We start from the raw sequence: 15,474 nt of genomic DNA, 5'->3' as shown, positions 1-15,474 counted from the left end.
AATTAGTAAAGGACATCTTTCCCAAAAGATGTCCTTTTTTTATTTTGATATTATATTCAATAACGGGTTAGTAACGGTACTGAACAAAAGCTATTCCCGCATTTCCTCCGTCCGCTTTCATAAATCCGTTCTTTTCATAAAAATGAACTGTTTTTTCCTGATTTTCTGTCATTAAGACTTTTTGCGGAATATGTTTATGATCATTAATCATTTTCTGCAATAGTTTGCTGCCGATTCCTTTACCTTGATAGGCTTCTTTCACTAAAAGGTCTTGAATATATAAGATGTAGACGCCATCCCCCACTGCTCTAACGAGTCCGATCAGCTCTTCTCCTACCCAAGCTGATATAACGTGTAGCGCATTAGGGATGATGGATTGTATAATCGTTTCATCTTCAATATAGGCAGTCCATTTTACATCTAAGTATAACTCTCTTATTTTACTTACATCAATTTCCTTTGTCTCTTTATAAACAATGTTCATTTTACTCTCTCCTTTGTCCAGTTATTTTCATATTCACATAATGGGCTGCACACTCCCCCGCGGTCCTCCCAAAGACAATCGTTTCAGCAATAGCATTGCCGCCAATTCGATTCTGTCCATGTAATCCGCCAACGGTTTCCCCAGCTGCGTAAAGTCCCTTAATGCTTTCTCCATTTTTATTTAACACTTCTGCTTGAATATTGATTTTTACTCCACCCATCGTATGATGGATCCCCGGTGCGATTTTAATCGCAAAATATGGCCCACCATTCATAGGGGCTTCAATTGATTCATCTCTTACACTTTGACTTACATTGATATCATTCAACTTTTTAACTGACTGTTTTAAATTGTTTTCCGTCATTTTCAAACACTGAGCTAATTCTTTAATAGACTCTTTTGAATAAACCATTTTTTTATATTCATAAAAAGAGACAGCGGGTACTCGTTTTCTTATTTTATTGTTGAATATTAAGTAAGCATGAGGTTCTTCCAGCTCTAAAATCGCCTTTGATACAACGTCTCGTCGATCTAATTCTTCAACAAACCTGTTGCCCTGCGTATTGACAAGTAGTGCGCCTTCTCCACGCAAAGCTTCAGTCACTAATATGCCTGTTTCTTGATGGACTGTCGGATGAATTTGCACCTGATTCAAATCACGAACATCTCCACCAATTTCTTGAATCATTTGAATACCTGACCCTTGGGTTCCTGGATGATTAGTTGTAATGATTCCATCAAGGTGCGGCGCATACTTCTGTAATAATATCTTGTTAGCACCAAACCCTCCAGTAGTTACGATAACGCCCTCTGCTAAGATTCTTTTCTTTTCTTTCAAATTATCTTCTATTTGTACTCCAACTATTTCGCTATTCTTTACTAATAAATTTTCTACCTTTGATTGGAATAGGATTGGAATATTCAATTCTTTTATCTTTTTTAATAATCCATAGACTAGATATTGACCAATAGCTGATCCATCTGCTGGGCGGTGTGTTCTTTTCACACTCATCCCACCGGTCTTGGTCAAATCCGATAACGTAATGCCTAACCCATCCAGCCAATCAATCGCATCTGCTGAATGATTTACGAAATATCGTAGTAACTCTTTATCATTTGTCTGGTTTCCTCCTTTATATGTTTCCTGAAAAAAGCATTCGTTAGAGTCTTCAACATTTTGCTTACTCTGAAATTTTGATTCTGAAGCATTCATTCCTGCGGAAGATTTGATTGTATTACCCTTGATCTCATTAAGCTGTTCAACCAAAACAACATTTGCTCCAGATAGCTTTGCAGAAATAGCAGCAGTCATTCCTGCTCCTCCTGCCCCTACCACAACAACATCTACTTTATCCTTTAGAATTACCTGCACCAGCAATCGCTCCTTTGGTTTATATGTATCATTGACTTATTGTGAAAAAAGTTCTATTTATATTGTAGCTTTTCTTTAAATATTGTACAACGCAAAAAACCAGGTGATTGCACCTGGTTTTTCTGGACTGAAAATTTTATTATTTAAAATCAAACCATTTCTGTGTACGGTTGGCTATTTTAACCAGTAATAACATAACAGGAACTTCTACTAGCACGCCTACCACAGTAGCTAATGTAGCTCCTGAATTTAAGCCAAACAACGAGATAGCAACAGCTACAGATAATTCAAAGAAGTTACTTGCTCCAATCATTGCAGATGGAGCAGCGATGTTATAAGGTAGTTTACATGCATAAGCTCCAAAATAAGTCACACCAAAAATGATAAACGTCTGTAAAATAAGTGGAATTGATATCAATAAGATATGAATGGGATTTTGTACAATGCGTTCTCCTTGAAAAGAAAAGATTATAATCAAAGTAAGCAATAATCCAATCATCGTTACTCGATCAAACTTACTTATAAAGGCTTTTTCAAAGTAAGTTTCTCCTTTTTTACTGACTACTAACTTTCTTACTGCTATTCCAAGCACTAAAGGAACGACAACGAATAATATTGTTGACAATATCAAAGTATTCCATGGTACAACAACGTTACCCACGCCAAGTAGCAACGCAACGATCGGGGCAAACAAGACCAGTATAATAATATCATTGATTGAAACTTGAACTAATGTGTAAGCTGGATCCCCGTTTGTCAGCTTGCTCCATACAAACACCATCGCCGTACATGGTGCCGCACCTAAAAGAACGGCTCCTGCAATGTACTCTCGTGCTAACCCATCTTCAATAAAACCATTGAAGACAAACAAAAAGAAAAACGAAGCAATCAAAAACATCGTAAAGGGTTTAACAGCCCAGTTGATGGTTGTTGTCAAAAGTAATCCTTTAGGCTTTTTAGTTGCATCCACTATACTCGAAAAATCAATTTTAAGCATCATAGGGAAAATCATGATCCAAATCAAGATAGCGGTTGGAATAGAGACTTGATAATATTCAAAACGGCTTAAAACATCTGGAATCCAGGGGATGAATTGTCCAATCATGACTCCTATTGCCATACATAATAAAACCCAGACTGTTAAATATCTTTCGAAAATACTAATGGCTGCTTGCTGTTTACTTTCTTTTTCCATTCTTATCCTCCACTTTGCATCATTCATCAAATAATTTTGATCTATCATTCTAAAATTTGTTCTTTTAAACCATGTCTGTTATCAAAACTAGACATGGTTTAAAAGAACCACTTAGTACATATTAATTTTCTTTGCTTTTTATATAATACTGATAATTGGTATTTCCTCCAGATAATACATACACTTGCTTAAAGCCAATATTCAATAGGAGGTTCTGGGCAGTATTGCTCGTTACGCCTTTATTACAGTAAACAACCGTAAGTTTATCTTTATCTAATTCCGCTGCTCTTTTACGTAAGTCTGGCATCGGAATATGAACGGCCTCTTTAACATGATTTTTTGCATAAGCCGATTTTGATCTAACATCTACAACTTGAACCACTTTCTGATTCTCTTGTAATTCCACTAACGCTTCTGGTGTTAGGACTGGCTGACCCGTGCGGGCATTTTCCAGAACCATTCCCGTATATAATACAGGATCTTTTGTCGTGCTAAACGGCGGTGCATAAGCTAAATCTAAATGGAATAAATCTTCCGCTTTTGCGCCAAATGTGATGGCGGTGGCTAACACATCAATTCGTTTATCTACCCCTTCAGGTCCAATGATTTGTGCACCTAACACTCTCCCAGTTTCTCGATCTGCAACAGCTTTGATTAGCAGATTCTTACCACCCACATAGGTTGCATGAGCTAGTTTAATGTTGTGGATCACAACCGGATCAAATCCGGACTGTTGTGCTTCTCTATAAGATAACCCTGTAAAACCAACTGTTAAATCAAATAAACGGAAAATTCCTGTACCTAATATCCCTTTAAAAGATAAAGATCCTCCAGTAAGATGATCTCCTGCAATTCTTCCCATTTTATTGGCTGTAGAACCTAATGGAATATAGGAAGGCTGCTTAGTGATCAAATTAAAACTTTCAGCGACATCTCCGACAGCATAGACATCTTCTTCTGAAGTCTGCATATGTTCATTAACTTTGATTGCTCCAGTATCTCCTAACGCTATATCAGCATCTTTCGCTAAAAAAACATTCGGTCTAACACCAATTGCTAAAATAACTAGATCTACAGCAATATCTTTTCCTTTGTTTGTGTGGAGCTGCTCCGCTTTTCTATCTCCAGTAATCGATTCTACTTTATCCGCAAGATGCAATTGAACATTGTTTTCTTTCAACTTTTCTTTCAAATGATAAGACATGTCTGCATCGATTTTAGGGAAGATTTGATCTGCCAATTCAACAATTGAGACTTCTAATCCTTTTTGCGTGAACTGTTCAGCCATTTCTAATCCAATAAACCCGGAACCAACTATTGCTACCTTTTTGATTTCCTGATTATGCATATATTGATCAATAGCTTTCGTATTGTCCATCGATTTAACGTGAAAAACATTTTCGTAAGTGTTTAAGTTGAATGGCGGTGGTGTTAAAGAATAAGATCCTGTCGCTAACACTAACTTGTCATAAGTTTCTCTAAAGCCCTTCTCTGCATTCTTATCATATATTTCAATTTCCTTGACGAGTGGATGAATGGCGGTCACGTGATGATTTGTATGGATATCTATTTCGAAGCGATCTTTAAACCATTTAGGATTTCTAGGAATCAATTCTTCAATCGATTCTACTTCTCCACCTAAATAGTAAGGCATTCCACACACAGAATAAGAAATATCCTGGTTTTCTTCATACACTACAATTTCGACTGTTTCATCATTTCGACGTGCCTTAGCAGCTACAGATGTTCCAGCAGCGACCGATCCAATCACAACAATTTTCATAATATCCTCCTTTTAACAGCAGTTATCGTCTTCTGATTTTAAAAAGTAGCAAAATTGATCAGATAGCAATTCATTAATTTTTTCTTCTTCTACCCAATAGTAACTCCAAGTTTTAGAAACTTCTTTTTTGATCAGTTTAGCATTCAGTAATATCTTCAAATGATACGAAAGTTTAGATTGTTGGAGATTCAGAACCTCTTCCAGGTCACATACACAAGATTTGCCATTCAAAGCTAATAAATGCAGAATGGTCAATCGAATAGGATCTGATAATGCTTTAAATTGTTTCGCATAATTGGAGATTTCAGGTGCATCGATCAAAACATTTTTAGTTTGACTCATTCACTAAACTCCTTAATCAATTTATTTTGATGAAGCAAGTATATCAATACTTGCTAAGAGGGGCAACCAGAGAATTGTAAAGATTGTAAAGATATAAATTTCTATAGTAGTCCATAGAAATTTATTGTATCTTTAATATATGACTATAAAATTTAATTGTTATGGAGTGAAACTATGTTAGAACATTCGACCCTTCCGGTCAGGGAGTGGAAATCTTTCCTAATGGATATTTTCATCTGTTCACTAGGGGCTTTCGGGGGCCCTGAAGCTCACTACAGTGTATTCACAGACCAATTAGTGACTAAAAAGCACTATCTCTCAGAAGAAGAGTTAGTCGAATTAATTGCTTTATGCAGTTTTTTACCGGGTCCAAGCAGTACTCAGACAATCGTTGCAATCGGGCATAAAACCGGCGGACCTTGGTTAGCTTTTCTAACTATGCTTATCTGGGCCCTTCCAGCCTTAGTCATCATGACCATCCTCTCTTTTCTGTATCAGTTTCTAAATAATCAGGAAATTTCTACGGATATCTTGCGATATATAGGTCCTATGGCAGTTGGTTTTATTATTGTTGCTTCTTATCGTATCGGAAAAAAAGTGGTCAAAGACCCTCTCACTTTATTCTTATTATTTTTTGGAGCAGGCATAACTTACTTTATTCGTGACCCCTGGATTTTCCCCACTGTTTTAATAGCCGGTGGACTTATTAGTATTCTTTCAACAAAGGAGAAAGATTTATGGAATCATGTTAAATTAAATCCACCCTATCCATACCTTGGATTATTTCTGTTTTTCACTTTTGGTTCTTTATTACTAGCAATCCTTTTTGATAATGAGCTGATTCAGCTATTCGAGCGGTTCTATCGTTATGGTTATCTCGTTTTTGGTGGTGGTCAAGTGGTTATTCCCGTGATGTATGGTGAATTAGTCGAAGTCAATCAGCTTATGAGCAGTAATGAATTTTTAACTGGTTACGGACTGGTTCAAGGTATCCCTGGTCCCATGTTCAGCTTTAGTGCTTATGCAGGGGGGATGGCTGCACGTTCTGGTTCATTCTTATATCAGACCATTGGTGCTATAGTCGGAGGAGTCGGTATCTTTCTTCCAGGACTATTGCTTATCTATTTCGTTTACCCGATGTGGGAAAAAATCAAGCATATTAAAGGCTTTAAAATTGCTTTAAGAGGAGTAGCTGCTGTAGCGGGTGGTTTGATTGCGATCGCTGCAGTCTTATTAACTCAGCAAAGTGGTCTCTCTTGGGATAACCTCCTCATTACTGCAGTCACTGTGCTTTTGTTATCTAGTAGAAAAATCCCTGCTCCAATCATTGTTTTAATCATTATTTTAATTGGTTGGCTTTTATAATATAATTCTTCTATGAAGATTTCTACTATCACTAAAGGGATGGGATTTAAATTGGCAGATCTGTTTGAACTGGTCTTTAATTTTATCGTTTTTGTAATATCAGAGTCAGGACAAAGCTTTTTCAAAAATGAAAAAAGAAGTAAGAAGGTTCGTTTGTTTTTTGCTCTACTTATTTTCCTTTTCCCGGTCATCCTATTTTTAATATTAACGCCTCTCATTATAGAGCTAAATATATGGATCATTTATGTAGTTGTTTTTGGAATAGAAGTTTATTTCAGTTACTTAACCCTTAAATATACTAAAGGCATCCTTATGGGATTTAAAGGTTGAAAATAAACTAAGAGGTATTCGCCATTTAGGCGAATACCTCTTTCTATAATACTATCTCATAATATACTTGAGTATCTTTAACCCATTTTTAGCATTCGGATATCTGAAAGGATTATCAAAAAGAGTCGTTTGTTTCAAGATACTTTTCTGGTGAGAGAATGTCTCAAAACTGCTTTTCCCATGATAGCTTCCCATACCGCTTGTTCCAACCCCACCAAATGGTAAATAGGGTGTCACAATATGAAACACAGTGTCGTTAATGCACCCTCCACCAAAAGATACCGATCCTACAATCCGATTTTCCACTTGCTGATCTTGGGTAAACAGATAAAGAGCAAGCGGATTAGGATTTCTAGCAATTCCCTCCATCACCTCTGACAAGTCGTCGTATTCTAAAATAGGTAAGACTGGCCCGAATATCTCCTGTTGCATGACAGAATCTTCCCAAGCCACCTCTTCTAGGATTGTAGGTTCAATGACTAATTGGTTCAAATCTTTGTCCCCACCATAGACAATGGTTCCTTCTGTAAGATACTGTTCAATTCGGTGAAAGTGATTTTGATTCACGATGTGCGTGTATGCTTGATTCTTAAGCGGATATTCTCCATAAAGAGACTTCACGGCATCAATCAACGCCTCTTTAAATTTCTCTTTAACCTCTCTATGTACATAGAGATAGTCTGGCGCAACGCACGTTTGACCTGCATTCATGAATTTCCCCCAAGCAAGTCTTTTTGCTGCAAGTTTGATATCAGCATCTTTATGTACAATGCCGGGACTTTTTCCACCAAGCTCCAATGTTACTGGAGTCAAGTTTTTTGCAGCTGCCTCCATCACGATTTTTCCAACCGGCACACTTCCAGTAAAAAATATATAATCAAAATCTAGCGCTAAGAGTTCTTGCGTTACTTCTGCATCACCTTGAATTACGGTAATATATTCTTCCGGGAAGGCTGATCTAATCAATTGACTTAATACATCCGCAGTATTCGGTGTTAATTCAGAAGGTTTAACAACTGCACAATTGCCTGCTGCTATAGCCCCAATAAGTGGTGACAACGTCAACTGGACAGGATAATTCCACGGTCCTATCAACAAGGTTGTTCCATGAGGATCATAATGGACATACCCTTTTGATCCCAAATGCGTTAGGGACGTTTTCACCCTTTTTGGCCGACTCCATTTCTTTAAATGCTTAATTACAAAGCTGATTTCGTGTAAAACAATCCCAATTTCAGAAGAATAAGACTCAAAGGCAGATTTATTCAGGTCTATTTTCATAGCTTTCATAAGCTTTTGTTCATTTGCTTTTAATAAATATTCCAGATTTTTTAATGCTTGTATCCGAAATTCTATACTTTTTGTACTATCGGTTTCGTAAAAATCGTGTTGTCTTTTTAGTAGCTGGTCATAAGTCCCCATAAAATACCTCCCAATCAAATAATCGAACTCCTAAAGTAACATAAGAAAAATTCTTTCGATAGAAAAAGCTGTACATATTCAAAATAATAAGGCATCTCATGCTTTATTTTATCAAAAAAGCTGGATACCTTATTATTTTCATCTTATAGTTAATCAGTATTAACAATCTTTCTAATCTATCTACATTAAATGATCGTATCTAGTTTTTTTGCTTGCTTTTGTAAATTATTTGATTCAGAATCTATTTGGTTAAATTCTTTTATCGTACCTTCTATTTCCTTTTCACTCATCTCAATCCGCTCTTTCAATTGTCCATTTCCCTCTACAACTAAATTGATGTTGTTAGTGACGGCTAGAATATCTTTTCCAATCGTTTGGGCAGATTCAGAAACTTTTTGAGATAAGTTTTTAACTTCCTGTGCAATAACACCAAACCCTAATCCATAATCTCCGGCATGTGCTGCTTCTATCGAAGCATTAATTGCTAATAAATTAGTATTTGAAGCAATATCTTGAATGGTTTCTATAATATTCTGAATGGATCTATTTTTCTTTTGAAGTTCACTTAGGTTGTTAGTACTTACCGCAGACAAATTGCTCATTTCTTGGCTTTCAGATAATAAGTCCTTTCCTCTTTTAATCCCTAATTGAGAAGACTCAGTCAACTTTTTAGACATTTCCATTAGATCATCGGTAACTTTTTCGATTTCATTTTGTCTTGCCGTAATGTCAGTCGCTACTTTTGCAACGCCAATCACTTCGTTGTGCGCTTCATCATAGATAGGAAAGTATGTTGCTTCAAGCCAGACAATTTCAGAATTTGCATTTTTTCTAATGATCTTATCTTGAAAACTCATACCCCTCAATAAGTTTCTCCATAATTCCTCATAAGCCGGGCTCTCTGAAAAATCAGGAAAACAAAATAACTTATGCTCTTTCCCATATAATTCCTCTTTATTATATCCGAGTACATTGGCAAAATTATCATTTACATAAATGACTCTTCTATTTATATCGAATCGTATAATTGCAATGTTCTGTTCTAAAGCATCAATAATTAATTTTTCATGTAACCCATCTTTTTCAACCTTTACATTCTCCATCATCTTCCTCAGTCTCCTTTTGTTAAAAACACCTTTGCTTACCTCTGCTGATTCAGAATCAGAAGTAAGTAAATGATTGAAAGCAAGCTTATTATAGTACCAAAAAAGACAAATGTCACTTAATACGAATTAGGAATATCTTAAAAATATCCTTTTATCCGCTTTCACTTATACTTATCGACTACTTTTTAATAAAATTTATAGCATAACATTGTATTTTTTTAGACTATATTACTTATTCTTATATAAAAACCTGCTTTTTTACACAAATTACATTGTGTGCAATGAATAAATTGTGACAGTTTCTAAATTTACCAATTTTTTTCTTTTTCCCTTCTCATAAACAATGCATTATTTTCAAAATAAAGTATAATAGAGCCTAATGGGCATAACTTGCCTTATGGTAAAGATCAAAAAGAAACGAGGCTATATTTTTAATGATTACTGTAACAGATGTAAGTTTAAACTTTTCAGATCAAAAATTATTTGATGATGTGAATCTACAATTCAATAATGACAATTGCTATGGTGTAATTGGTGCAAATGGCGCCGGTAAATCTACTTTCTTAAAAATTCTATCTGGGGAAATTTCTCCTACTTCTGGAAATGTTTCTCTTCCAGCAGATAAACGAATGGCTGTTTTGAAGCAGAATCACTATGATTACGAAGACCAAACGGTTATCGATACTGTCATCATGGGGCATAAACGCCTTTATGAGATCATGCAGGAAAAAGATGCGATTTATACAAAAGCGGACTTTTCTGATGCAGATGGGATCCGCGCCGCTGAACTTGAAGGAGAATTTGCGGAATTAAATGGATGGGAAGCTGAACCTGAAGCTATGACACTTTTAAAAGGTCTAGGTATTCCTGAAGCTTTGTACAACCAGAAAATGAGCGAATTAACCGGTGGACAGCACGTTAAGACTTTGCTTGCTCAAGCTCTATTTGGCGAACCAGACGTTTTACTTCTAGATGAGCCTACCAATGGTTTAGATGCTCAATCAATCAGCTGGTTAGAAGATTTTCTGATTAATTTTGAAAATACTGTTATCGTTGTTTCCCATGACCGTCACTTCTTAAACAAAGTATGTACGCACATGGTGGATGTTGATTTCGGTAAAATCAAATTATTTGTCGGAAACTACGACTTCTGGTTAGAGTCTAGTCAACTGGCTTCTAAACTTGCGGCAGATTCTAATAGTAAAAAAGAAGAAAAAATCAAAGAACTACAAGACTTTATCGCTCGATTCAGTGCGAACGCTTCTAAATCCAAACAAGCAACTTCCCGTAAGAAAATGTTGGATAAAATTACTTTAGATGATATCCAACCTTCTTCTAGACGTTATCCATTTGTTGGATTCACACCAGAACGTGAAATCGGAAATGATTTATTGCGTGTCGAAAATCTTTCAAAAACGATTGATGGTAAAAAAGTTCTAGATAAAATATCATTTAATTTAGGTAGAAATGATAAAGTTGCTTTTACCAGTATGAACGATGTTGCCATTACAACCCTATTCAAAATTATCATGGGTGAAATGGAACCTGATACCGGATCCTTCCAATGGGGTGTAACAACTTCTCAATCTTACTTGCCTAAAGATACAAGTAATGAATTCGAAAACAATGACTCGACGATTGTAGACTGGTTACGTCAGTATGCTTCGAAAGAAGAAAACGACAATACTTTCCTGCGCAGTTTTTTAGGAAGAATGTTATTTTCAGGCGAAGAAGTACTGAAACAAGTTTCTGTCCTTTCCGGAGGAGAAAAAGTTCGTTGCATGCTCTCTAAGATGATGTTAAGTAAAGCTAACGTACTCGTAATGGATGATCCTACAAATCATTTGGATCTAGAGTCTATTACTGCCCTTAATAACGGTCTGATTGATTTCAAAGGTGCCATTCTCTTTGGGTCACATGACCACCAGTTTATCCAGACATTAGCAAATCGTATCATTGAAATTACACCAAACGGAGTGGTTGACCGCTCTGAAACAACTTACGATGAATTTCTGGAAAATAAAGATGTTCAAAAGCAAATCAAGTCTTTATACGCATAATCTCTCAGAGCCAAGTACCTTGAGTACTCGGCTCTTTTTTTGTCTGAATTGTTTTAATTTTATACAACACATTATAATGCAATTCTGTTATAATCATTCCTGAAAGCAAAAACCACCCCAAAAACGTTTATTCTAAACGTTCTTGAAATGGTTTGTTCTATTTTTATTCTACTATACTTAGATATACTTTCGAAGTAATTCTATAAATAATCCAGTAAATTAAAGCAAATGCAACCACTACTCCTACGGTACAAAGTATCAATAGTTTATGCTGCATGATGCCAAAGATCATTAATAATTTATGGATAATCGGATAGGCAAATGCTGTATGAATTGCAGCAGTCAAAATTGGTAAGGTGAACATCCAGACAATTTGAGAGTGTGTAGCTTGTCTAGTTGTTTGTTTATCCAATCCGACTTTTTGCATGATCTGGATTCTTTCCCTGTCATCATATCCTTCTGACACCTGTTTGAAGTAGGTGATGAGTAAGGCTCCTATTGTAAATAAACCTCCTAAGAAAATACCTAAAAATAAAAACCCGCCATTCATACTGTACCATTCTTGACGACTAGTTTCTCTAGATTCATAAAAGCCACTTACTTCCAGGTCATCAGCTTGTGTGATTTTATTAATTTCATTTGCATACTCTTTTTTTACAGCTTCTGATCCTGTTGTATTCCAATGATAATCAGCGTACCACTGGGTGTCGGCATTATCCGGCTGTTGATTGTTATAGTTTAATACTTCATCAATATCTTGAACCGTAGGAAGAACTGCTATAATAGTATCTACAATTTGGGTATTAGATTTAAGGATTTGAGGAACTTTTTTTAATGGAATAGTATTGTACTCCTGCTCAGCAATTACAAAAGAATCTAAGTCTACAGAAGATCCATTATTATAAATAAGTGCTTCTCCTTCCTTTAAATCATACACTTGAGCACTCATTTGATTGAAATCTTTCAATGGAATGAGCAGAGCCATCATTCCATCGGCAGCGTTTATCTCTCCTAATTCAAAAACATTCTTTTTTAGCTCTCCAAATAAGTTCACATATTGATACTTAACACGATCCTTAACTTGTTGGTTTTGTTCTTCTGTATATTGTTCAATTCGATCGTAAAGCACTTCAGCATGACGTTCTAAATCCTCCCCTGACATATCTGGAGGAGACATAGTTACATTGTTTTCTGAAGGAAATCGGGTACTTAAAGTTTCTTCGGTTCCTAAAAATAAAGTAATGGTAGTAGATACTGCAATAATGACCATTACTGAAAGGATGCTGATATTTGCTAATCCTACTGCATGTTGTTTCATTCTGTATAACATTCCAGAAATCGAAATAAAAGGACCTGGTTTATAATATAATTTTTTGTTTTTCTTCAACAGTTTTAAAATCTTGAATTGTAAAATTAAGCTAGAAAAATAAATAAACCATTTGTGGTACACTCTCACCAAGTTCCAACCACGAAAATCAGAGGAGTGACCACAAATGGCCTACACACATCTTACCATGAATGAACTCGGCTGGATAGAAACTTACTATGAAATTGGGTATAAACCCTATAAAATTGCGAAGAAACTTGGACGTTCAAATCAACCCATCTATAACGTTGTTAACTTCCTCAAGGAAGGCGGAACTGTTCGTGACTACTTTAAACGTTATGAACAGAATAAAACAAAATGCGGGGCGAAGAAAAAGACATTTACAAGCGAACAGATACAATACGTTAAGAATCGGGTCGCTGATGGCTGGACACCTGATGTCATCATCGGGCGAGGAGAAAAAAATCTCGGTTGTTCGATGCGCACACTCTATAGACGATTTAAAGATAGTGCACTCTTCGATGTAACGACGTTACCGATGCAAGGGAAACGAAAACCCAATGGGCACAAAGAAACTCGTGGGAAGCAAGGCGATAAAAGAACTCTTGATGATCGTAAAAAAGCTTATCCCACTTATGAAAATGAGTTCGGTCATTTAGAGGGAGATACAATTATCGGTAAAAACCATAAGAGTGCTGTTATTACCTTTGCTGAAAGAGTATCTAAGCTAATTATAGCTCTAGAAACGCCAGGCCGTAAGGCTGAAGACATCGAATGGACATTAAATAATTGGTTTAAGCAGATACCCAACAACCTCTTTAAGTCGATTACGTTTGATTGCGGCAAGGAATTTTCCAATTGGAAAAATTTGAGTAATCAACAAGACATTTCGATTTTCTTTGCAGATCCAGGTTGTCCATCTCAACGAGGCTTAAACGAACATTCCAATGGTCTTTTACGTAAAGATGGCTTACCGAAACAGATGGACTTCAATGAAGTGAATCAAGCGTTTATTTCTTCCGTCGCAGTTAAAAGGAATAAAATTCCTAGAAAGTCTTTAAATTATAAGACCCCGTTGGAGGTCTTTCTTGAGAATGTATCAGGGTTAGATTATTTCTAGCTTAATTTGACAAACGAAAAATAATAATAGAACCTGCCGTAAATAAGAGATACGTTCCAATGATAACTAATAGTACTGCTACAAAGAATTGGGTCAAAGCACTCATTGGATCCGCGATCGTTAAAGAAATATAGTAACCTGCTCCTAATGATAGAAGACCAAGCACAAAAAGAATCGGTGAACTTTTCGGTTCTTTTTCCCCTTCTTTTCCACCTTTTAGTAAACGTATAGGGTTTGAAAAAGTTACTTGGGTAATATTGAAAAGCATAGTCAAAAAGAAGATTCCTATAAACAAAGCAATCGTCAGTCCAAATGTGTTCCAGCCAATACTATATTCAATCTCCACCGGGAAATTTAATACATAATTTAAAATTAAAAAGCTCATTTTACCAAACAATATACCTACAATGATCCCAGAAATTATACTAATACTACCAGCTATAACAGTTTCCATTCCTAGTATCGTATTAACATGTTTTTTCTCCAGTCCTAATATACTGTATAGACCTAGCTCTTTTTTTCTTCTCTTCATCAGAAAACTGTTTGTGTAAAAAATAAAGATTAGAGAAAATATCCCAATTACAATCGTACCCATTCCAAATAAAGTGGTAAGTACGGCTGACCTTTCTTGAACAAATCTATTTGTCAGGAGGGCTGACATCATAATAAACATCGCTACTGTAGTGCCTGCAGCAACCATGTAAGGAATATACAATTTACGGTTTGACTTGATATTCTGCCAAGCCATCTTTGAAACAAAACTAATCTTCATTGTACTCACCTCTACTTGAAGACACTAAGAGAGCTTGGGTGATTTTTTCAGTATATTTCTCATTTGATTGTCCTCCACGATAAATCTCGTGATAAACACGTCCATCTCTAATGAATAATACTCGACTAGAATAACTGGCTGCCTGAGCACTATGAGTAACCATTAAAATCGTTTGGCCTTCTTGATGAATAGATTCAAACAGCTCTAATAAACTTTGAGAGGATTTTGAGTCCAACGCCCCTGTTGGTTCATCTGCTAAAACAATTTTCGGCTCTGTAATCAATGCTCGTGCAACAGCTGCTCTTTGTTTTTGACCTCCTGAAAACTTCGTAAGGATATTGATCAAGTAAAGCAGCAATACCTAGATTTTCAGCTAATGGCTGGATACGTTTTTCCATATTATCTACAGATGTTCGTGCAAGCACTAGTGGTAGTAAGATATTATCTTTAATCGTAAAGTTGTCTAATAGATTAAAATCCTGAAATACAAACCCTAATTGCTCTCTACGAAATCTTGAAATGGACTTATCTTTAATTTCAGAAAGCGGTGTGCCATCTAAATATACTTCACCTTCAGTCGGATTATCCAACGTAGAAAGAATATTCAGTAAAGTTGTTTTTCCTGAACCAGATTCTCCCATGATTGCAACAAATTCGCCTTTATCTACTGAGAAATTAACACTACTCAATGCCTCTGTACCTTTTGATCCTAAACGTGGTGTGTAAACTTTTTTCAAATTATTTACTTCCATAAATGTCATTATACTCACTCCTTATTTGTATCTTAAGGATACCG

13 protein-coding genes and 1 pseudogene are annotated in these 15,474 nt (G+C 35.9%); 4 read left to right on the top strand and 10 right to left on the bottom strand.

What is annotated here, in order from left to right:
• Positions 1–67 precede the first annotated feature (67 nt).
• The 5 genes from BKP56_RS03885 to BKP56_RS03865 form a co-directional block, all read right to left on the bottom strand.
• Positions 68–484, bottom strand: coding sequence for a GNAT family N-acetyltransferase (locus BKP56_RS03885; protein WP_072693793.1), 417 nt, complete (start codon positions 482–484; stop codon positions 68–70).
• Position 485: 1 nt separating this feature from the next.
• On the bottom strand, positions 486–1,856 hold the full coding sequence (locus BKP56_RS03880; RefSeq protein ID WP_072693792.1) for a flavocytochrome c: 1,371 nt from the start codon (positions 1,854–1,856) through the stop codon (positions 486–488).
• A gap of 139 nt (positions 1,857–1,995) precedes the next feature.
• Positions 1,996–3,051, bottom strand: coding sequence for an ACR3 family arsenite efflux transporter (arsB, locus tag BKP56_RS03875; RefSeq protein WP_072693791.1), 1,056 nt, complete (start codon positions 3,049–3,051; stop codon positions 1,996–1,998).
• Between the two features lie 121 nt (positions 3,052–3,172).
• A complete protein-coding gene (locus BKP56_RS03870) occupies positions 3,173–4,834 on the bottom strand; it encodes an FAD-dependent oxidoreductase (protein ID WP_072693790.1) in 1,662 nt (553 codons plus the stop codon).
• Between the two features lie 12 nt (positions 4,835–4,846).
• Positions 4,847–5,176 (bottom strand): ArsR/SmtB family transcription factor, encoded by a 330-nt coding sequence (locus tag BKP56_RS03865; protein WP_072693789.1) that lies wholly within the window; start codon positions 5,174–5,176, stop codon positions 4,847–4,849.
• A gap of 174 nt (positions 5,177–5,350) precedes the next feature.
• On the opposite strand from BKP56_RS03865, the gene chrA reads away from it, so the two are divergent.
• Positions 5,351–6,541, top strand: coding sequence for a chromate efflux transporter (chrA, locus tag BKP56_RS03860; protein ID WP_072693788.1), 1,191 nt, complete (start codon positions 5,351–5,353; stop codon positions 6,539–6,541).
• A gap of 39 nt (positions 6,542–6,580) precedes the next feature.
• Complete coding sequence (locus tag BKP56_RS03855; RefSeq protein ID WP_198033983.1) at positions 6,581–6,871, top strand: DUF983 domain-containing protein; 291 nt, start codon at positions 6,581–6,583, stop codon at positions 6,869–6,871.
• Between the two features lie 51 nt (positions 6,872–6,922).
• On the opposite strand, the gene BKP56_RS03850 is transcribed toward BKP56_RS03855, so the two are convergent.
• Both BKP56_RS03850 and BKP56_RS03845 read right to left on the bottom strand, forming a co-directional pair.
• On the bottom strand, positions 6,923–8,293 hold the full coding sequence (locus BKP56_RS03850) for an aldehyde dehydrogenase (protein WP_072693786.1): 1,371 nt from the start codon (positions 8,291–8,293) through the stop codon (positions 6,923–6,925).
• 185 nt (positions 8,294–8,478) lie between these two features.
• Positions 8,479–9,399, bottom strand: a complete 921-nt coding sequence (locus tag BKP56_RS03845) for a methyl-accepting chemotaxis protein (protein ID WP_083540461.1) — start codon at positions 9,397–9,399, stop codon at positions 8,479–8,481.
• A gap of 434 nt (positions 9,400–9,833) precedes the next feature.
• Between BKP56_RS03845 and BKP56_RS03840 the strand changes: the two genes are divergently transcribed.
• Positions 9,834–11,459, top strand: coding sequence for an ABC-F family ATP-binding cassette domain-containing protein (locus tag BKP56_RS03840; RefSeq protein ID WP_072693785.1), 1,626 nt, complete (start codon positions 9,834–9,836; stop codon positions 11,457–11,459).
• Between the two features lie 163 nt (positions 11,460–11,622).
• Here the strand turns inward: BKP56_RS03840 and BKP56_RS03835 are convergent, their stop codons facing one another.
• Positions 11,623–12,777 (bottom strand): ABC transporter permease, encoded by a 1,155-nt coding sequence (locus tag BKP56_RS03835; RefSeq protein ID WP_156849215.1) that lies wholly within the window; start codon positions 12,775–12,777, stop codon positions 11,623–11,625.
• Between the two features lie 175 nt (positions 12,778–12,952).
• Between BKP56_RS03835 and BKP56_RS03830 the strand changes: the two genes are divergently transcribed.
• Positions 12,953–13,906, top strand: a complete 954-nt coding sequence (locus BKP56_RS03830; RefSeq protein WP_072693783.1) for an IS30 family transposase — start codon at positions 12,953–12,955, stop codon at positions 13,904–13,906.
• A gap of 1 nt (position 13,907) precedes the next feature.
• Here the strand turns inward: BKP56_RS03830 and BKP56_RS03825 are convergent, their stop codons facing one another.
• Together BKP56_RS03825 and BKP56_RS03820 are read right to left on the bottom strand one after the other, a co-directional pair.
• Positions 13,908–14,678, bottom strand: a complete 771-nt coding sequence (locus tag BKP56_RS03825; RefSeq protein WP_072693782.1) for an FtsX-like permease family protein — start codon at positions 14,676–14,678, stop codon at positions 13,908–13,910.
• Positions 14,668–15,439 (bottom strand): annotated as a pseudogene (locus BKP56_RS03820) (ABC transporter ATP-binding protein). The gene BKP56_RS03825 and the pseudogene BKP56_RS03820 overlap by 11 nt, the downstream one beginning before the upstream one ends.
• Positions 15,440–15,474 lie beyond the last annotated feature (35 nt).

Origin of the sequence: Marinilactibacillus sp. 15R (genome assembly GCF_001895285.1) — a bacterium.
GTDB lineage: Bacteria > Bacillota > Bacilli > Lactobacillales > Carnobacteriaceae_A > Marinilactibacillus > Marinilactibacillus piezotolerans.
Note: the sequence above shows the minus strand (reverse complement) of the source record. Positions and strands in the feature narration are given on the sequence as shown.